19 protein-coding genes and 1 pseudogene are annotated in these 19,451 nt (G+C 45.6%); 4 read left to right on the forward strand and 16 right to left on the reverse strand.

Annotation, left to right across the window (positions count from 1 at the left end):
• Positions 1-82 precede the first annotated feature (82 nt).
• The gene (locus tag P9687_RS10400; protein WP_014098283.1) at positions 83-1,273 is read left to right on the forward strand and encodes an MFS transporter; all 1,191 of its coding nucleotides are present in this window, start codon (positions 83-85) and stop codon (positions 1,271-1,273) included.
• On the opposite strand, the gene P9687_RS10405 is transcribed toward P9687_RS10400, so the two are convergent.
• The 8 genes from P9687_RS10405 to P9687_RS10440 form a co-directional block, all read right to left on the reverse strand.
• Complete coding sequence (locus P9687_RS10405; protein WP_035189861.1) at positions 1,270-1,698, reverse strand: cell wall hydrolase; 429 nt, start codon at positions 1,696-1,698, stop codon at positions 1,270-1,272. The genes P9687_RS10400 and P9687_RS10405 overlap by 4 nt on opposite strands.
• Before the next feature lie 214 nt (positions 1,699-1,912).
• On the reverse strand, positions 1,913-2,668 hold the full coding sequence (locus tag P9687_RS10410) for an exodeoxyribonuclease III (protein ID WP_014098281.1): 756 nt from the start codon (positions 2,666-2,668) through the stop codon (positions 1,913-1,915).
• Positions 2,669-2,691: 23 nt separating this feature from the next.
• The gene (locus P9687_RS10415; RefSeq protein WP_035189855.1) at positions 2,692-3,561 is read right to left on the reverse strand and encodes an NAD(P)-dependent oxidoreductase; all 870 of its coding nucleotides are present in this window, start codon (positions 3,559-3,561) and stop codon (positions 2,692-2,694) included.
• Between the two features lie 362 nt (positions 3,562-3,923).
• Positions 3,924-5,351: a glycogen synthase GlgA gene (gene glgA / locus P9687_RS10420; protein ID WP_017550405.1), complete on the reverse strand. Its 1,428-nt coding sequence runs from the start codon at positions 5,349-5,351 to the stop codon at positions 3,924-3,926.
• 13 nt (positions 5,352-5,364) lie between these two features.
• Entirely contained in the window at positions 5,365-6,474 is a 1,110-nt protein-coding gene (glgD, locus tag P9687_RS10425) for a glucose-1-phosphate adenylyltransferase subunit GlgD (protein WP_014098278.1), read from the reverse strand.
• Between the two features lie 17 nt (positions 6,475-6,491).
• Positions 6,492-7,649 carry a glucose-1-phosphate adenylyltransferase gene (locus P9687_RS10430; protein WP_035189856.1) on the reverse strand — a complete coding sequence of 386 codons (1,158 nt, stop codon included), beginning with the start codon at positions 7,647-7,649 and terminating at the stop codon, positions 6,492-6,494.
• The gene (gene glgB, locus P9687_RS10435) at positions 7,649-9,589 is read right to left on the reverse strand and encodes a 1,4-alpha-glucan branching protein GlgB (RefSeq protein WP_168986019.1); all 1,941 of its coding nucleotides are present in this window, start codon (positions 9,587-9,589) and stop codon (positions 7,649-7,651) included. The genes P9687_RS10430 and glgB overlap by 1 nt, the downstream gene beginning before the upstream one ends.
• 300 nt (positions 9,590-9,889) lie before the next feature.
• Entirely contained in the window at positions 9,890-10,885 is a 996-nt protein-coding gene (locus P9687_RS10440; RefSeq protein ID WP_035184824.1) for a glycoside hydrolase family 15 protein, read from the reverse strand.
• A 679-nt stretch (positions 10,886-11,564) separates the two neighbouring features.
• Here P9687_RS10440 and P9687_RS10445 point away from each other — a divergent pair.
• A complete protein-coding gene (locus P9687_RS10445) occupies positions 11,565-11,717 on the forward strand; it encodes a YpzG family protein (protein ID WP_014098273.1) in 153 nt (50 codons plus the stop codon).
• Positions 11,718-11,949: 232 nt separating this feature from the next.
• Here P9687_RS10445 and P9687_RS10450 read toward each other — a convergent pair whose 3' ends face one another.
• The 3 genes from P9687_RS10450 to P9687_RS10460 form a co-directional block, all read right to left on the reverse strand.
• Complete coding sequence (locus P9687_RS10450; protein ID WP_014098272.1) at positions 11,950-12,456, reverse strand: DsbA family oxidoreductase; 507 nt, start codon at positions 12,454-12,456, stop codon at positions 11,950-11,952.
• Between the two features lie 14 nt (positions 12,457-12,470).
• Positions 12,471-12,989, reverse strand: coding sequence for a GNAT family N-acetyltransferase (locus P9687_RS10455; protein WP_035190652.1), 519 nt, complete (start codon positions 12,987-12,989; stop codon positions 12,471-12,473).
• A gap of 217 nt (positions 12,990-13,206) precedes the next feature.
• Positions 13,207-13,833: an NUDIX hydrolase gene (locus tag P9687_RS10460; protein ID WP_328228798.1), complete on the reverse strand. Its 627-nt coding sequence runs from the start codon at positions 13,831-13,833 to the stop codon at positions 13,207-13,209.
• Between the two features lie 308 nt (positions 13,834-14,141).
• Between P9687_RS10460 and P9687_RS10465 the strand changes: the two genes are divergently transcribed.
• Entirely contained in the window at positions 14,142-15,434 is a 1,293-nt protein-coding gene (locus tag P9687_RS10465; RefSeq protein WP_014098268.1) for an Nramp family divalent metal transporter, read from the forward strand.
• 85 nt (positions 15,435-15,519) lie between these two features.
• Here the strand turns inward: P9687_RS10465 and P9687_RS10470 are convergent, their stop codons facing one another.
• The 4 genes from P9687_RS10470 to P9687_RS10485 all read right to left on the reverse strand — a co-directional run bounded on the left by P9687_RS10470 (position 15,520) and on the right by P9687_RS10485 (position 18,580).
• On the reverse strand, positions 15,520-15,969 hold the full coding sequence (locus P9687_RS10470; RefSeq protein WP_014098267.1) for a Dps family protein: 450 nt from the start codon (positions 15,967-15,969) through the stop codon (positions 15,520-15,522).
• A gap of 80 nt (positions 15,970-16,049) precedes the next feature.
• A complete protein-coding gene (locus P9687_RS10475; protein ID WP_014098266.1) occupies positions 16,050-16,514 on the reverse strand; it encodes a VanZ family protein in 465 nt (154 codons plus the stop codon).
• A gap of 183 nt (positions 16,515-16,697) precedes the next feature.
• A complete protein-coding gene (locus tag P9687_RS10480; protein WP_046721175.1) occupies positions 16,698-17,645 on the reverse strand; it encodes an ABC transporter permease in 948 nt (315 codons plus the stop codon).
• Entirely contained in the window at positions 17,642-18,580 is a 939-nt protein-coding gene (locus P9687_RS10485) for an ABC transporter ATP-binding protein (protein WP_046721176.1), read from the reverse strand. The genes P9687_RS10480 and P9687_RS10485 overlap by 4 nt, the downstream gene beginning before the upstream one ends.
• A 168-nt stretch (positions 18,581-18,748) precedes the next feature.
• Here P9687_RS10485 and P9687_RS10490 point away from each other — a divergent pair, with 168 nt between their 5' ends.
• Complete coding sequence (locus P9687_RS10490; RefSeq protein WP_026683400.1) at positions 18,749-19,087, forward strand: hypothetical protein; 339 nt, start codon at positions 18,749-18,751, stop codon at positions 19,085-19,087.
• Between the two features lie 44 nt (positions 19,088-19,131).
• Here P9687_RS10490 and murB read toward each other — a convergent pair.
• Positions 19,132-19,451 (reverse strand): annotated as a pseudogene (gene murB, locus P9687_RS10495) (UDP-N-acetylmuramate dehydrogenase); the annotation flags it as partial.

The raw sequence follows: 19,451 nt of genomic DNA on the forward strand, positions 1-19,451 counted from the left end.
TTTTGGATGTCAGAAACAGGTCTGGCTGTCTTCGTCCACTCCTGGGCGATTTGAAAGAAATTACGAGAAAGTGGGAGTATGTATGGGAAGTCAATCATTTACATCAGCGCCGTTAGAGGCAGAAAATCCTTTTTTTCGCCGTGCGCTGTTTACGTTCAGCGGTGCGCATTTTTTAAATGACCTGGTGACAACCGGCATGGTCCCTGCCCTTGTTGTCATGTACAAGCATGCGCTCCATTTGAATTATACGCAATCCACTTTAATTGTGCTGGTTTCTTATTTTACTTCATCGGTCACACAGCCGGTTTTTGGCATACTGACGGACCGGAAACCACGGGTCTGGCTTTTTTCGTTTGGTGTCTTTTTATCGATTGCCGGCCTGAGCCTAACCGCAATTGCGCCATCACTCACATGGCTTTTGCTTTTTATTGCGCTTTCCGGATTCGGGTCAGGCGTCTTTCATCCGGAAGCATCACGCGGCACCCATTTTGCGTCCGGGTATAAAAAAGGATTGGCACAGGCAATATTCCAGGTTGGTGGAAATGCCGGACAGGCTTTCGGGCCGCTTATGATTCCGCTCTTTTTGGTACATACCGGCATACACGGCCTGATCTGGTTGCTTCCGGTTGCTCTTTTATCCCTTATTTTAACCGCCCCTTTACTTGGCTGGATGAACAGCAAAGTGCAAAATATCCAGCGCCGGAGAAAAGAAATCGCCGGAAAAAACCATATTCCCGGCGTCATCCTGCTTGTTCTGGTCATTATTTTGCGTTCCTGGTGCCAGGTCGGGGTTGTCATTTTTCTTCCGTTTTACATGAAACATGCAAGCTTGGAAATGAGCGAACTATTGAACTTTGTCTTTGTCGGGGCCGGGGCACTGGGCACACTTTTTGGCGGCATGATTTCGGACCGGGCCGGCATGAAACGGCTGCTTGTCGTGTCCATGTTCCTTGCCACGCCTTTTGCACTGCTGCTTCCGCATTTAAGCGGCTGGCTGGCTGTACTCGATTTGCTCTGTTTCGGTTTCAGCGTCCTTTCAAGCTTTTCTGTCGGCGTGATCTATATGCAAAAGCTGTTGCCTAAAAATATCGCGCTTGCATCCGGCCTGTCAATTGGTTTCGGGGTCGGCGCCGGCGGGATCGGTTCTGTTTTCATGGGCGGCGTTTCTGATATGTTCGGGGTTGCCAGTGTATTTACCATTTTATCTTTCTTGCCCATGATCGGTGCTGTTATATCCTGCTTCTTGCCAAACGAAAAAAGGCTCGCAAATTAAAAAGTGTTATACACATTTTCGCATGTTTCAGCTGTCGGTTCGTAAAAACAATGCAATTTATACCGGGCAACGAACGGCTGGTCGTACCATGTGGGCGGGCAGTCCCCCTGCGGCCTGAAATACCATAAACTGTATTTGGCGGGCCAATGCCTTTCGCCGTTAATCGCACGTCTGGCCAACCGCCGTTCGCTTTCCCGTGCCCGCTGGTAAAAATATCCGTGAATCACTGCTTCAAAAGCATGCGGCTGATAAACCATTTGCGGAATGGTCCGGAGTCCGATAAAATCCGAACAATTCGCCCTGATCCGGTTTACGCCGACATTGCCGACAAGCAGCATGCCAAGCTGCCCCTCTCCTTCTGCTTCCGCCCTTAAAAGCCGTGCCAGTAAATCGATGTCTGCACTTGATGCCTTTACGACTGCCATTTTAAGCCTCCCTGAATTTGCAAATTGCGCACAAGTTTCGCTTTTTATCTTATGCCGCAAAACACAAAAAGAGAACCCCGCCTGTGTCCGGAATAAATCAAGCACCCGGGCGGAAAACACCGGATGCTTGATGTTTGTTAAATCGGAAGAGTACCGGGCTTTAAGTTTGGGCGCACGGCACAAAAGGGCAATCGGCAGAAACGGATCCTGCAAATTAAAAATTGGTTTCTAAAAATACCGGACAGTGGTCACTGCCCATGATCTCCGGATACATGCCGGCATCTTTTAAACGGCCGGCCAGTCTTTTGGATACGAGAAAATAGTCAATCCGCCAGCCGATATTCCTTTCCCTCACTTTGTTCATATAAGACCACCATGTATAAGCGCCTTCCCGCTCAGGATAAAAATACCGGAACGAATCAATAAATCCGCTGTTCAGCAGCCCGGTCATTTTACCGCGTTCTTCCGCTGTAAACCCAGAATTGCCAACGTTATTTTTTGCATTTTTTAAATCTATTTCCTGATGGGCAACGTTCATATCGCCGCATACAATGACTGGCTTCTTTTTGTCAAGCTCCGTTAAATAGGCCCGCATCCGGTCTTCCCATTCGAGGCGGTAACCGAGGCGGGCTAGATCGCGCTGGGAATTCGGCGTATAAACATTAACCAAATAAAAATCTTCATATTCGAGTGTCAAAATCCGGCCTTCCGGTTCTGTCCGATCTTCGCCGACGCCGTAGCGCACGGAAAGCGGCTCTTTTTTTGTAAAAACGGCCGTGCCTGAATACCCTTTCCGCTCGGCATAATTCCAATATTGATAATAGCCGTCCAAATCAAGGGCGATCTGCCCTGCCTGCAGTTTCGTTTCCTGCACGCAAAAAATGTCGGCGTCCGTTTCTGCAAAAAATGCAAGAAACCCTTTTTTTACACAGGCGCGGAGCCCGTTCACATTCCAAGAAACAAATTTCATCCCCGGTTTCTCCTCCATTGCATTTAAAAGTTCAGCTGTTTTAATGCTTGATAAACCGCAGCGACGTCCGCTTTTCCGGTTCCGTCTGCTTTCGCCCGGCTGTATGTTTTTTCGGCTGCATCCGCCAGTGGCAGCGACATACCGGCTTTTTTGATTTCCTCTTTTGCAAGGCCAAGATCCTTTGCCATTAATTCGAGCATAAATGCAGCCGGAAAATCTTCTTGTAAAAATGCCTTCTTTTTCATTTGGAAAATAGGTGTATTGCATGCAGAAGCCGAAATCATTTCAATCAGATCCTTCTTTTCAAGCCCTAGTTTTTCCCCGAAGAGAATGGCTTCGGACGCTCCCTCGATCGTCAGGCCGAGCAGCAAATTAATCGATAATTTCGCGGCACTGCCTTTTCCGTTTTCGCCAAAATGAATGATGGTTTTTCCTAATACTTCAAACATGGGGCGCACAGCATCAATCTCTTCTTTCCGGCCGCCGGCAAGAATGACGAGATTCCCTTCTTTTGCAGGCTGTACTGAACCCGATACCGGTGCATCAATAAAATGCCCGCGCTTTTCTTCCACCCATTTGGCAAAACGGATGGAATCGGAAGGGCTGACGGTACTCATATCCACGACTGTTTTCCCTTTCGTAAGGCCGGCAAGCACCCCGTCCTCTCCTTGTAAAACGTTTTCTACTGCCGCGGCATTGGTCAGCATCGTGACAATGACGTCTGTATTTTCGGCGATGTCTTTCGGCGTTTTGCAAACGGCGGCGCCGGCTTCAGCTAGTTTTTCCGTTTTCTTAATTGTGCGATTATACACAAACAAATCGAAATGCGCATCTAAAAGGCGGCGGGCCATCGGAGATCCCATATGCCCTAGACCGATCCAACCTATCTTCATGACAAAAGCCTCCATATTTAGACAAATTCACCTGAAAAGCCATAAGCTTTAAAGGGATATTCTGTTCTTATTCTAATGTTAAAGAAAAAATGCGGCAAGAAATACGCAATTTTTGTAGAAATATTTGGTGTTTGTATTGAAGAAAAAAGCGGTATTATACAAGTACAATCGATGTTCGCCAATCCTTGTGTGGGGGGGTGGGAAAAGTGAAAATCAAAGTCGGAAGCTGGAATATGTTAACGCTTCAAGATAAGTTATCGATTTTAAAGGCCATCAGCCGGAGAAACAAACATGGGCATCAGTAAAAGGCGCCAGTACGAAGCAGGCGCCTTTTTCCATTTTGTTTAAGAGCTCCCCGTTCTTTACGGGCATAACTCTTCATACAGCCGGATATATGCATTTGCAGAATGTACCCAGCTGAAATCAAGCCCCATCACCCGTTCAGATAACGACTGCCATGTTTTCGGCTGGTAGCGGAAAAACCAAACGGCCCTTTCAATCGTGTACAGCATATCGTGCGCGTTATAGTTTGTGAACGAAAACCCGTTGCCTTCGCCCGTGAATTCATTGTACGGCTTTACGGTATCTTTCAGCCCGCCGGTTTCACGCACAAGCGGCAATGTGCCGTACCGCATGGCGATCAGTTGCCCGATGCCGCACGGTTCAAATTTGGATGGCATTAAAAACAAGTCACTGCCCGCATAAATTTTATGGGAAAGGGCTTCATCAAAATAAATATGTACGGATACCTGACCTGGATACTGGCTTTCAAGATGCCGGAATGCTTCCTCGTACTGATGCTCGCCTGTGCCAAGAAGTACAAACTGGACATTTAAACTTAACATCTCATGGATCACATGCAGCACCAGATCGATGCCTTTTTGTTCTACCAGCCTTGTCACCATTGATATAACGGGAATGCCGGAATCCACTTGCAAATGGAAGGCTTCCTGCAAGGCTTTTTTATTCTTTAATTTTCCCGGGTAGTCCTCATATGTAAAGAACAGTGCATCGTCTGTTTTGGGATTGTAAGCATCCGTATCAATCCCGTTGATAATGCCTTCCAAGCGGTTGCTTTTCATCCGCAAAAAGCCGTCAAGATTTTCCCCGTAATACGGCGTCTGGATTTCCCGGGCGTATGTCGGGCTGACGGTTGTAATGGCGTCTGCATAAGCAATCCCTGCCTTTAAGTAGCTGACATTCCCGTAAAATTCAAGACCATCCACATGGAAATATAATTCGCTTAAATCGAGCAGATCTGACAGGACACTTTTTGGAAATACCCCCTGGTAGCGCAAATTATGAATCGTAAACATCGTTTTGATGCCCTGGTAGAAAGGATGGCTGGAAAAATGCGCTTTTAACAGTACGGGAATCGGCCCGGTTTGCCAGTCATGGCAATGAATGACATCCGGTTTTTCATTCAAATAAGGAAGGGCTTCAAGCACTGCACGCGAAAAAAAGGCGAACCGTTCGCCATCATCGAAATAGCCGTAACTCCCATGCCGTTTAAAATAATACTCGTTGTCCAAAAAATAATAACGGATCCCCCCTTCTTCCAATGTTTCAATCCCGCAATACTGCTTCCGCCATCCAACCGGCACGGTCAGGCTGGTCATAAAGGAGAGGCGCGCTTTCACTTCAGGCTGTAAATCTTCATATTTCGGCAGGATGACTACCGGATGGATCCCCGCTTTTTTCAAAGCTTTGGGCAATGCCTGGATCACATCGCCCAACCCCCCTGTTTTAATAAATGGTGCGCATTCTGAAGCAGCAAATAATACGTTCATCTTGTCTCCTCCATCAAATGATCTCTTTTTTGGATAATACTGTCGGATGCGACGGGGTCCCGACAACCACCTTATGCTGGGTAACGGCTACCTGCTTGTCTGCGATGACATTTTCCAATACCGCATCTTCTTCCACTTCTGATTTTTGCATGATGATACTGTTTTTCACGACTGCTCCTTTTTTGATTTTTACGCCGCGGAAAATAATACTGTTTTCCACCGTCCCTTCAATTAAACAGCCGTTCGCAATAAATGAATTTTTTACGTCCGCTGTTTGTCCGTATTTTGTCGGCGGCTCATGTTTGATCTTGGTCAGAATTTCCCAGTCGCTGTAAAAGAAAGCGCGGATCGTATCCGGGTCGAGCATGGCCATGTTTGCCGCGTGGTAACTGTCCATGGAGTGGATAAAGATCATATTGCCGCGGTGGTGATACCCCTTAATTTTAAATTTATGGACATTCGCTTTGATCGCATCCCGCAAAAAGTCATATTCTCCGTTTTCATAACAGGTTTGGATGAGATCCATCAGCAACGGTTTTGACAGCACATAGGTTTCCAGGCAGACAAGATCACCCTTTTGCGGAGCGGTAAACAGTTCGATGTCCCGTACGTTGTCCTCTTTATCTACCACTACTTGATGATAGTTCGGTTTTTGGATCGGCTCCCCGTCATATTTTCTGTATACAACGGTGATATCCGCCTGGCTTTTCTCATGGGATGCGACCAGCTCACAAATATCGAGTTTGCTGACGTTGCTTCCCGGCGAGATGATGACAAGGTCTGCCGAGGCCCGTTCAAAGAATTCGCGATGATCATAAAAGCCCTGGATATCCCCCTTCAATTTTGCATCATCGGCAACCGGCGGCAGGATAAACAGCCCGCCGTCGTACCGGTCCAAATCCCATTCCTTTCCGGAACCAATATGGTCTATGATCGATCTGCCGTTGTCTTTCGTAAAAACGGCAACCTGGGTAATTTCAGCATGAATGAGATTGGAAAGTGCAAAATCAATGAAGCGGTATCTGGCGCCGAACGGAACGGAAGCAAGGCAGCGGTGTTTCGTCAGCTCCTTTAAAATCGGCTTTTCGTTGATCAAATTGATAACTCCTAGTACGTTCGTCATGTTTCACCCGTCCCTCTTTATAAAACTTCTTTTATTTCCGCTTCTTCGCCGTTTTGCGGACAGCTGTACAACTGAATATCATTTGGTTTTGAAGGCGTGATTTTTTTGCCGTTTTCAATGACGGTGCCGCTTGCAATAATAGCGCGTTCGATGGTCACATTGCTGCCGATCGTGACATTCGGCATGATGACGGAATCCTGGATTGTGCTGTTTTTGCCAATATAGACATGATCCGAGATGACAGAATGGAAAACATTCCCGTAAATCCAGCTGCCTTCGTTGATGAGCGCGTTTTTAATATTGGATTGGGGCGCAATATATTGCGGAGGGTGGTTCGCATCTCCGGTGAAAATGCGCCAGTCCGGGTCATCCAGATCAAATGCCGGTTTTTCTTCCAGCAAGTCCATATGTGCTTCCCAGAAGCTTTGGACCGTGCCGACATCTTTCCAGTAACCTTCAAATTTATAAGCATACATTTTCTTTTTATCTTTCAGCATTTTCAGAATAATATCTTTCCCGAAGTCGTGCGAGGAAGCGCTGTTTTTCTCGTCCTGTATTAAATATTCGCGCAAAAGCTTCCAATTAAATAAATACACGCCCATAGACGCGAGATTACTCTTTGGGAATTTCGGTTTTTCTTCAAATTCAACAATTCTTCCTTCTGCGTTTGTTACCATAATGCCGAATCGCCCTGCTTCCTGCCACGGGACTTCAATTACGGCAATACTCGCCTGCGCCCCTGCTTCCATATGCGATTTTAATAGTTTCCGATAATCCATTTTATAAATATGATCGCCTGAAAGAATGACAACATATTCCGGGTTGTAGTGGTCAATATACTGGATATTTTGGTAAACCGCATTGGCTGTCCCCTTATACCATTCGCCACCGTCTTTCCCTACATACGGCGGCAGCACGGCTGTTCCGCCGAAATTTTTGTCAAGGTCCCATGCTTTCCCGTTTCCGACATACGAGTTTAAAAGATGGGGTTCATATTGCGTCAGCACACCGACCGTATCAATGCCCGAGTGCATGCAGTTGCTTAGTGAAAAATCAATAATTCTGTACTTGCCGCCAAAAGGCACTGCCGGTTTTGCCAGCTGGGACGTCAAATCCCCGAGCCTTGTTCCCTGTCCCCCTGCTAAGAGCATTGCCATCCATTTCTTTTCTGCCACTATTTTTTGCCACCCCTTTGCCGTTTTTTTGATTGCTTTTTAAAGATCAATGCACTGAGTGGGGGAATGCTGATTTCCATACTGTATGGCTGGTTATGAAAAGGCTCCTTATCCACTTGGATTGCTTCTTTGTTCAACAAACCACTGCCGCCGAACCGTTCATCATCCGTATTGAAAATTTCGATATATTTCCCAAATGAAGGCACGCCGATTCGGAATTTGTCATATTTGATTTTTGAAAAATTACAGAGGACGATGCAATAATCTCCTTTCCGCTTCCCTCTTCTCATAAAAATTATGATGCTCTGCCTGCGATTATTCGGATCAATCCATTCAAAACCTTCAGGGTTATGGTCCAAGCGCCACAAGCTTCTTGTGTTTTGATAAAATGCGTTCAAGGCTTTTGTAAACTGAAAGAAGGTACGGTGCGTTTCAAAATCCAGCAGCATCCAATCCAGCTGCGTCAGGTCTTTCCATTCGTCAAACTGTCCGAATTCGCTTCCCATGAATAATAATTTTTTACCCGGATGTGTCATAAAATAAGCATAAAGAAGGCGTAAATTTGCAAATTTTTGCGGGAAATCCCCGGGCATTTTATTGAGCAGCGATTTCTTCCCGTAAACCAGTTCATCATGCGAAAAAGGCAGTACATAGTTTTCCGAAAAAGCATAGTACATGGAAAAGGTGAGGAGATCATGGGCATCAGGCCTTTTTTCCTCCGGTGTCTGCATATAGGTGAGCACATCATGCACCCAGCCCATATTCCATTTATAATTAAAACCGAGCCCGCCCGCGTAAACCGGCGCTGTTACGAGCGGCCACGATGTTGCTTCTTCTGCAATCATTAAGGCATGCGGAAACATTTTAAAAACGGCTTCATTTAATTTTTTGATAAACTCGACAGCTTCCAAATTGACATCACCGCCATATTGGTTTGTCAATTTCTTTTCGTCTCCCCTGTCATGGTTTAAATAAATAAGAGAAGAAACTGCATCCACCCGGAAGCCATCAATATGATAAACGTCTATCCAAAAAATGGCGTTGGAAATAAGAAAACTGAAAATTTCAGGTTTCTGAAAGTCAAAATTGTATGTACCCCAAATCGGCCGTTCTGCCATGTCAGGGTCTGCAGGCTCGAACAGCGGTGTTCCGTCAAAGCGCCCGAGTCCGTGGGCGTCTTTGCAGAAATGGACGGGAACCCAGTCTAAAATCACCCCGAGGCCGTTCTGATGGCATTTGTCGATAAAATACATGAAATCTTCCGGCTTCCCGTACCGGCTTGTCGGTGCATAGAAACCGGTAATCTGATAGCCCCATGACCGGTCAAACGGATGCTCCATCATCGGCATGAGCTCGATATGCGTATAGCCATGCCCGGCAATGTATGGGACCAGTTCGTCTGCCATTTCACGGTAGGTGTAAAAATCGCCATTGGCTTTTTTCTTCCATGAACCGAAATGCATTTCATAAATCAGCATCGGCTCGTGGTACGGATCGGATTTTGCTTTGTGGCTCATCCATTTTCTATCCTGCCACTGATATGTGCCGGGATCATAAATGACAGATGCCGTTTTCGGACGCACTTCCGAATAGAACGCATATGGATCCGCTTTAAAAAAAGTGTTGCTGGAAGGCCCTGTAATTTCATATTTATACAGCTCACCCGGCGCGAGATCCGGAATAAACAACACCCAGATGCTCGAATCTTTTAGTCGTTTCATTTGGTGTTTGCTGCCGTCCCAGCCGTTAAAATCGCCGGCTACGGCAACGGCTTGCGCATTCGGCGCCCAAACTGCAAACCGCACGCCCTTTTTTCCTTCATACTCCATGACATGTGCCCCGAACAAAGTATAGCTTTCGTAAAGGGTGCCTTCGTGGAATAAATAAAGCTCGAAATCAGTGGGCAGGACTTGTTGCGAATACTTAACTGAGTTTTCCAATGTCACACCTCCGCTATTTCAGCATACTTTTACTATTCGTTATGAATTTTACGAATCCTGCAAAAAAAGCCGTCTAATTTTGTCGAAATGGAAACAATATGATTTTATTTGCAAATTCGTCATTCCGTTTTTCAATAGACGCCCATGCTGCAGTGAACGCTGCATCAGTGGAAAAAGAAAATCAGCCGGCGTATATTTTCAGAATAGAAAAAAGCTGTTTTAAATGCGCCGCATTGGTTTGACATGCAATGAATATGCGGGTCGCGACTTAAAACAGCTTAAAATCGGCTGTTCAATTGTTTAACGGACGTCCATTGTTTTGAAGAACTGGTACGCCAAAGAAACAGACCAGGCAAGCGGTTTATTTCCATTCGGCACGTACTTGCCGCCGATATAAAGTTCCGGGATTTCCCAATTTTCCGTAATGATGCTTTTGGTTTTTTCCACATATTCATTTGCCTTATCATACATACCCAGTTCATAGAAACATAAACCAAGCCATGGAAAACCAAAGCACCATTCGGCTTCGGCGCCTTCATTATAGTATTGGTCGTTGACATAGCGGATCACGCCGTATTTCCGTTCAAGCGTTGTGGTGACATCTTCCAGTATTTGAAGCGCCATATCTCGGCTGACAATCCGGTAAGGGTAAATGAGAGACAGTAAAGCAAGGTCGGTCGGTTTGCCTGCGCTCTCCCGCGGCAGCAGTTTATAAAGTGTTTCTTCCCCTTTTTCAATCAGCCCATCCTCCACATGCACGAGCATCCTGACTGCTTTTAAGCCGGCAACGCATGCCCCGACACTTGAAGCATGCACTTCCATATTCTCTTCCCACATCCCGTTATCTTCGGCCTGCCAATATTCCAGACACTCGAGATAGTCAACCAGTTTTTGGATAATCTCCAAATCTTTCTGGCTGCGGATGATTTTTTGGCCGTGGTGGACGCCTTCCCCTACGCCCCAAAGGAAAGCACCGATAGCATCGTTTTGGGCATGGCCCCATTCTTGCGGGAGTTCCTCGAGGTCAGTGGAATAGCGGGCGTGGATATATTCGTATAAATACCGTGGCCTTTTCTTTGTATGAATGTCAATTTTCCACTCATAGCGGATAAACAGATCAAGCAATGCCTGGTATGCTTTTTCATAATACGGGGACGGCGTGGCTAAAAAAGGCAGAACGGTATATACGACATCTCTGATCCAAACATAATGGTAGTCGGAAGACAAACTGGCGGTATAGGCACCGTTTGGCAGGCGCATCCGGTCAATGACCTCAACAGCTTTTTCGATGTTCATCAATCTTCACCTCCAAAAAGTTGATCCATACCATTAGTGTTGGCAAGAGGCTGATCCTTTTATAACCATTCCAACATAACTCCCCTGTTTTAAAGCGCTTTCAAGAAGATCTTTGCTTTTTGCAGATGCATTCAAGCCGGGAAAAGCCGTGATTTGACAAACGGCGTTGCTGCCATTGCCAGCCATTTCTTTTCCTGGACGGTTGTTTTTTATATATTATGTCTGCATTTGTTGGATGATTATATAGAAAGCCTAATCAAGCCCGATTTTTTTGCCCGTTTCTGCCCGCTTGAATTCCGGCATCCCGGAGTTTTTTCCGTTCCTTTCCCTTAAATGCTTGTTTTGGTTTTTGTTTTTATTGTGTTATCAGCACACAGTGTAATTTGATTATTTAGGCGCGGCATGGTTTCCAATTTGGCATAGTTGCGGCTTTGTTTGCTATTCATTTTCTGTTATTAGTAAAATGTGCCATAGGTACATCTTAATCTTGATATTGATGAGAAAATGTGTCACTTTATGAGTTTTTAGCACATTGTGTCTTTTGATTTTTTTGCTCTGCCTTTCAGCCGGATTTTGCCCAAAACACACAGGATGTGTAATTTTGCCCTTTCTGCACAAGCTAGAATTGATATTCGGTATGAATATCAGCGGTATCCAAATCCTTCCAAGAGGTGATCGTATGAGCTACAAAGACCAGTTGGATCCGCATTCCGAGTTGTTCCATTACAACTGGACGCGGCGGAAACATACAAATTCCCAGGTCAATGGCGAGACGGAAGTTACACAAAACACCATCATCTTGAGGAGCAATGCAAAAGCGCATCGCTGGTGAGGATACTAAAAAGGCCGGGATGATTCCCGGCCTTTTTTGGTTGTGGTAATAAACGGAAATCCGCCAAAACGCTTGTTTTTCGTTTAAAATCATGCTATATTGGTATAGCGATGAGCTGAATTGCATAAGCCGGCAAGGCAACCTTTTTGGAATGCACAATGTGGAGTGCAAGCCTTAGCCGCCGCAAGAAAGATTGGAAAAAAGCGCCCCGGACCGGGCGCTTTTTTCATGTTTATATGGCCGCCACATAGGTTTCTTCTCGCCATGCTTCATGCATGGACTGAACAATAAAATCAACCGGGCGGGCTCCCGAAATCGCATATTTCCGGTTGATGACCATAAAGGGGGCAAAATCCGCGCTCAATAGATCTGCTTCTGCCTGGTCTTTTTTGATATGCTCCAAGTAAACATCCGTTACAATGGCTTTTTCAGCCGCTCTTTTATTCAGTCCGGCCATTTGGGCAGCATGTAATAAATCTCCTGTACCTGGTGAAGGCTGCCGGGCATACGTTTCAAACAGTGCCTTCGCAATGAACGTCTGTTTCCCGTGTTGTTTTGCAAAGTGCAGCAATTTATGGCTCTCTTCAATATGTACTTCTTTTTCGGGGTTTTTCACGAAACTGCGAAATTCCAGTTGAATGCTTTCCCTGTGGCCAAATTGTTCCAGTGCCTCGCCAAGTCTTACAAAGGCAAGATAAGAATCTGCCGATGAAAAATCCGACCATAATTCTATTTTCATAACTTTATAGCTCCTTAAGCCTTTAAAAATCCTTGAATTTTTTTACCAGTGATGATTAAATCGTGCATGCGTCCGTCAAGCACAGCCACTTCTTTCAAATGCCCCCAAGTTTCAAACCCGAAGGATGCAAACAACTTTAAACTGGCCTTGTTTTCGCTGAAAATAAAGCCGAGCAGTGTTTCCACCCCTAGCTTCGGGCAGGCTTCCAACATTTTCCCGAGCAGGTGCTTCCCGGCTCCTTTTCCTCTCCATTTTTCGCTGACATAAATACTGACCTCAGCAGTAGGCTGGTAAGCGGGCCTTCCGTAAAAATCGCTTAAACTAATCCAGGCAGCAATCTCCCCGTCTGCTTCCAACACCCAAAGCGGCCGGCTGTCCGGGTGATGGGCTTTAAACCACGGCAGTCTTTCTTCTACGGTGACCGGGACCGTATCAGCCGTTATAATCCCGTTTCCGATGCAGGCATTATAAATGTCCAGGATCTCCTGCAGATCTTCTTCTGTGGCATTTCTGATTAGGCCATGCTGTATCATCGCTCATTTTCCCTCAATTGTAAAAGTCCCCTCCGTTTCCGGAACGGAAGCTTTGTATTATAAACAACATTTTATAATAATTTCCCGCAATTGAACAGTTTTTTATGTCCTGCACACCAGACCATGCTGAAAACACCCGGTATGAAGGCGCCCGGCTGCCGGATTCTGGCGGCATTTCCGGTTTCCGAAAGGGCAGGACAGCCGCCACGGGCATCATTCAAGCTTTATCCGCACCCAAAATATCCATAAAGTTTTTCAAAATGCCGGCGGTTAATCCCCAAATAACATAATCCCCGTAGTAATAAAAATACTCGTCCATTTGCTGGCTGTTCCATTTATATGATTTACCGCCCTGAATTAAATGGAAAGGAAAATCCTGGTCAGGCTCTACCTTAAATTCAATCCGGTAACATTCCGGCGCTGTTTTGGCAAAATGCGAAAGCGGGACTGTAAAGACTTCTTCCACTTCGCCCGGATTCGGATGAAAAGGCATATCCGGCAAAAAACCCGCAAACGGAAAGATCGCGCGCCTTCCATATGATGAAATGACATAGTCAAGCGGGAATACGTTGCGGATGACAGACGCATCCATGCACAGTTCCTCGGTTGTTTCCCGAATCGCGGCTTCCATTGGGTTTTTGTCCGTCGTTTCAATTCTGCCGCCCGGAAAACAAATTTCCCCCGGCTGTTTTCTTAACTGCCGGGACCGGACTTCAAATAAAACATGAAGGCCATCGCCTTTTTGAACGAGCGGCAACAGGACCGCAAACTGGGACAAACGGTCCATCCCAAAAACGGACGGTTCCCGCCTTTTTAATTTTTCGATAATGAATGCCTCGTTCAATCGATTCCCCCCTTTTAAACCTCGTTTCCATGTTGTGAAAACAGTTTTCCCTATACCTAATATATACCACAGTTTTCAAGAAAAGGATGCATTTTTCTCCCCTCCTTTTTTCTCCCGGAGCAGAGGCCATAACAGCACAGGAATCGGGCATAATGAACAAAAAGCATGTTTTCCATAAAAAATACAGGGGAAAATGCATGCAAAAGGTTTACTTTTTCGCAAACATTGAATACAATAGTACCAGATAAAGTTTTCCCTAAGGAAACTTTTTTGTTTCAGGGTTAAAATTAAAGAAAGGGGAAACATCTATGAGTGAAAAAACGATGAGCCAAAAAATGCCAGGCCGCACGTCCCATAATACAACGAGCGCACAAGCTGTACTACGGGGGGATGTGAAAGGGTTAAAACGGATTTTGCCTTTCCTAGGCCCGGCCTTCATTGCAGGCGTTGCTTATATCGATCCCGGTAATTTTGCCACCAATATTACGGCAGGATCGAAATACGGCTATATGCTGCTTTGGGTCATTGCCTTTTCAAACTTAATGGCCGTTTTAATCCAGTCCCTTTCCGCAAAGCTCGGCATTGCAACCGGGAAAAATTTGCCGGAAGTGGCACATGACCATTTTCCAAAACCGGTGTCGATCTTTTTATGGATTCAAAGTGAGTTAGTCATTATTGCAACAGATTTGGCAGAATTTATCGGCGCAGCTTTAGGCCTGTATTTAATTTTCGGCCTTCCGCTTTTGCCGGCCGCATTGATTACAGCAGTCGGATCGTTTGCTATCCTCGAATTGCAGCGCCGCGGCTACCGATCGTTTGAGGCAGTGATTGCCGCCCTTGTGATGATTGTCGTGCTCGCTTTTGCTTTGCAAACATTTCTGGCAAAACCGGAATGGGTAAAAGTATTCGGTGGGATTGTCACGCCAAAATTCGATGGCATCCAAAGCATTGTCCTGGCTGCCGGCATTCTCGGCGCCACCGTCATGCCCCATGCCATCTATTTGCACTCTTCATTGACGCAAAACAGAATCGTCGGAAAAAACGAGCTGGAAAAAAGAAAAATTTTCAAATTTGAATTGATCGACATCATCATCGCAATGGTGATCGCCGGGGCCATCAATATGAGCATGCTTGTGATTGCGTCCAGTGTATTTTATAAAAACGGCCTTGTCGTGGAAGATCTGGATGTCGCGTTTCGTGAGTTCTACACCCATATCGGACCGGCAGCGGCGATCTCTTTCGGCCTTGGCCTTTTGATTGCAGGGCTTTCCAGCTCCTCTGTCGGCACATTATCCGGTGATGTCGTCATGCAAGGGTTTATCAACAAACGGATCAATCTTTATTTGCGCCGTGCGATCACAATGATCCCGCCGCTTCTCATTATCATGATGGGCACCAACCCGACAAGCGCGCTTGTAATAAGCCAGGTCATTCTCTCATTCGGGATCATCTTTGCCCTTGTCCCGCTGATTCTGTTCACGAGCAACAGACAGATCATGGGTGAACTGGTGAACCACCGGATAACGAGCATCATCTCGTGGATCGTGGCAGGATTCGTCGTATGCCTGAATCTGTTCCTTTTGATTGATACATTTATATAAAGTGAAACAGCCCTTCCATCAAATGGAAAGGCTGTTTTTTTATTTGCCGCTGCTTTTTCACGGCTTAGGAAAAAAGCAGCGGCATTTACCGTTTGTCCGCCATCGCATCCAGCATCCAAATATCTTTGTCAAACCGGGTCAGAAAACGGGTGAGCAGATTGACGGTGGCATTGTCCTTGTTTTCTTCCGCCAGCGGAATCCCCGTTTCCCGGATTTCCTTTGCCAACTGCGCCAAATCCTCCCTTAATTGCTGCAGCAGTTCGCCCTCTTCATTATCCGCGCTCGCTTCAACAAGCGTCTTCTGGTCAAGGAATTTCGACATGGTCGCAAGCGGCCGTCCCCCGATTGCCAAAATTCTTTCGGCAAGCACATCCATTTGTTTTGAAAATGACCGGTACAAATCTTCAAAATAAGCATGGAGCGTGAAAAAGTTTTTTCCCTGAATATACCAGTGGTAACGGTGCAGTTTGATATAAAGCACTGTAAAATTTGAAAGTTCCTGGTTTAAAAATCGGACCAGTTTTTCTTCATCCAATGCATACTTCCCCCCTTTTACAGGCCGGCCATTGATTGGTCCTCGTTAGATTTTCACCGCAGGGCTTTTCTTATGCATATTTAACGCCAAATCTCAATTTTGATTTTTTTCACAAGCTTGCGGACCAGTAAAAAGATACCGTAACCGCACAATCCACCCGTTGTATTCAGCAAAATATCATCCACATCAAAACCTCCGACATGGAAATATCCTTGAATGGTTTCCACCAAAGCCGATGCTAAAAACGACAGCAATCCCATTATCCAGACCTTTCTCAGCCGCCTGAAAAGAAAGGGCAGGAAAAACCCGAACGGCATAAACATGAAAATATTCCCAAACAGATTGGAAAACCAGACTTCAAATTGAAAGTAACGGTAATAAAGGATATACATTCGGATCGTTTTAAACGGAATGATATTTTGGCTGGCAGAATTGGGCGCATGGCGGTACGGGATAAAGAACAAAAGTTCCGCTAAATAAGCAGCATACACAATGAAAATGAACAAAACGGCCGCATTGATTTTTTTCCGGTTATTTTTTCCCATATCATCCTCCAGCGGTTCGGGCAAGCCTCCCATTATCATCCTATTCAGTGGGTGCACACGCTATGCGCCGCCCGTACAGCCTGATACACCCCGCCCCCAAAAAAAGCAAAGAGAGACCTGCTCTTGCAGATCCCTCCTTCACCCAGCCCTTTGCCGCCATTTTACCTGAATTTACCCGCTGTATCAAAACGCAATATCGCGTTTTTGAAAATACCAAAAGGTCAAGACCATAAAAACGACATAATAAACAGCAAGTGTGATTAGTGAAAACGGCAAGGTGACGCCGTCTGTAAGTTTATCCTGGTACGCGTAAACAGACAAGTCCAAATGCGGGAAAATCAGGAATTTCAGCCAATGGTACCGGTCCATCAGAAACAGAAAAATCCCGCCCAGTGTGTTTGTGATAAACAGGGCAAAAATGCCGATCCCGACAGCCAGAGCCTGGCTCTTGAACAAGGTCGAAAGCATGAACGCAATCGCGCTTACCATGACAAGGCTCGGCAAATAAAGGGCAAATTTCAGGAAAAATTGCGGTCCGATTTCTTTAATTTTATATTGGCTGTAATCCAAAGTATTTTCGATCATTTTCATATGGAAACTGCCGGATCCCTGAAAAAGGATACCGATCAAATAGCCGGCTATAAGCAGAACGGCAAGCAGCAATACCGCGTATGCTGTGACAGCAATGTATTTGGACAGCAAAATTTTCCATCTCGCATGCGGGCGGATCATCAGTTGCTTAATCGTCCCGGATGCAAATTCCGATGAAACGTTGGCGCTCCCCACGATCACACTGAACAAGGTGACAAATGAACCGAGCGGAATGACCACATTGTTCATGAAATGCCAGTTTGAATGGGCATCCGGATTGATATTGTATTTCAAATAATCTTGGTTTTTTTGGATGGTTGGCGCAAGGTCCGCGTATTGTTCAGGATCCTTTTTCATTAGTGCCTCATCCGCTTTGATTTCTTTCTCGATTTTCGTACGCCAGTTTGGATCGTCTTTGCCGTAAACCTTATTGTAAAACAGTGCAGCAATCAGCACGAACGCTACAATCAGGAGCATATAGACCCATGCGCTTTTCCGGGCAAATATTTTCATCCATTCATTTCGGATTAAAGCGATCATTGATTTTCCTCCCCTGTTGTATGATTCGTGAGTTCAAGGAAACGGTCTTCCAGCGTTTTCTTTTCAAAATGAATTTCATAGACGTTGCAGCCGTTTCCTACCAATGTTGCGTTGATAACGGCTGCATCTTTGTAAGCTGCCGAAACCAAAATGCGCGTATCATCGACAATGGAAACCGGAAAATGGAGCTGTTTCTCTACTGCCTGCTTCGCCCTTTCGCTGTCATCCGTTGCAAACAGGATATCGCGGCGGTCATCCTGTTTTACCGTTGTCGTTTCTGCCATCGTTTCAATATGGATCAGTTTCCCTTTTTCAATAATGGCATACCGGTCGCACATCAATTCCATTTCCGAAAGAAGGTGCGAGGAAACGAGGACAGATACCCCGCTTCCTGCCAGCTCCCGCAAATAGCCCCTGAATTCGCGGATGCCTTGCGGGTCAAGGCCGTTTGTCGGCTCATCAAGAATCAATAACGAAGGCCGGTGCAAAATTGCCTGTGCAACCCCAAGCCGCTGTCGCATTCCTAACGAATACGTTTTGACTTTTTGTTTAAGCGCATCTTCCAGTTTGACAAGCTTTGCGACTTCCCATAATCTCTCTTCAGAAATGGGTTTCCTTGACATTCTCTTATAGTGGACCAGATTTTGATAGCCGGTCATATACGAATAAAATTCCGGATTTTCAACGATCGCGCCGATTTCATTCAAAGCGCCTTTGAAATCTTCATCGAGGCTTTTGCCGTTAATAAAGATTTCTCCGCTTGTGCGTTTCATCAATGAAACAATCATCCGGATAATCGTTGTTTTACCGGCGCCGTTCGGACCGAGAAGGCCGAAAACCTCGCCTTTTTTCACTTCAAAACTGACCTGGTCTACAATTTTGCGCGAGCGGATTTGTTTTGTAATCCCTTTGACCGAGAGTGCCATTTCACTCATAACATCCCTACTTTCTGCTAAACGAGTCTAATCCATATACGAAACTGGCCTTAAAAAGTTTCAAAAAAGATTCGGTTAAAAAAGCATTTGATTGTGGTATATACATATTTTAATGAAGAGCCCCATAAAGATATTCATAGAGACGTTTTGGGAGTAGAGGGATGACCAATGGAAAAACTGAAATGGAAACTGGCTTTATTCATCATCTGCCTGGCCGTGCTTGCAGGATTGATCTTTTTTCAGCGCCCGGTAAGCTATCAGCGCGTAAAGATTACCGATAAATTTTACACGCCCAACCGGAAAGAAATGCCGGTTGCAACCGGTGTGAAAACAAAGCGAAAAATAAAAGTGGCACCAACAACGACAAAACCGTATTGCGCGATCGCATTCAATAACGGCAAAACGCTTGCGATCGACTGCGATACGTATTTAAATTTTAATATTGGCGACCAAGTGTACATCAAATACCGTGGAAACCGGTTAACCGATATCCGCCGGAAAGGATGAAAAACATCCCGGTTCCTTTGCGTATAAAAGAACCGGGATGTTTTTTAATCTTCCCCGATAATTTTTACTTCTGTCTCAAGATCTACCCCAAATTTTTCTTTTACCGTTTTTTGGACAAATTTGATCAAATTCATATAATCCGTTGCCGTTCCGCCGCCGACATTCACCATAAACCCGGCATGTTTGGTCGAAACCTCGACGCCACCGATGCGTTTCCCCTGGAGCCCGCTGTCCTGAATCAGTTTCCCTGCAAAATAGCCGGGCGGCCTTTTAAACACGCTGCCGCACGATGGATATTCAAGTGGCTGTTTCGATTCCCTGAGATCAGTCAATTCATCCATTTTGGCTTTGATCTCCTGTGCGT

This window comes from Weizmannia sp. CD-2023, assembly GCF_036225245.1.
GTDB lineage: Bacteria > Bacillota > Bacilli > Bacillales > Bacillaceae_C > Weizmannia > Weizmannia faecalis.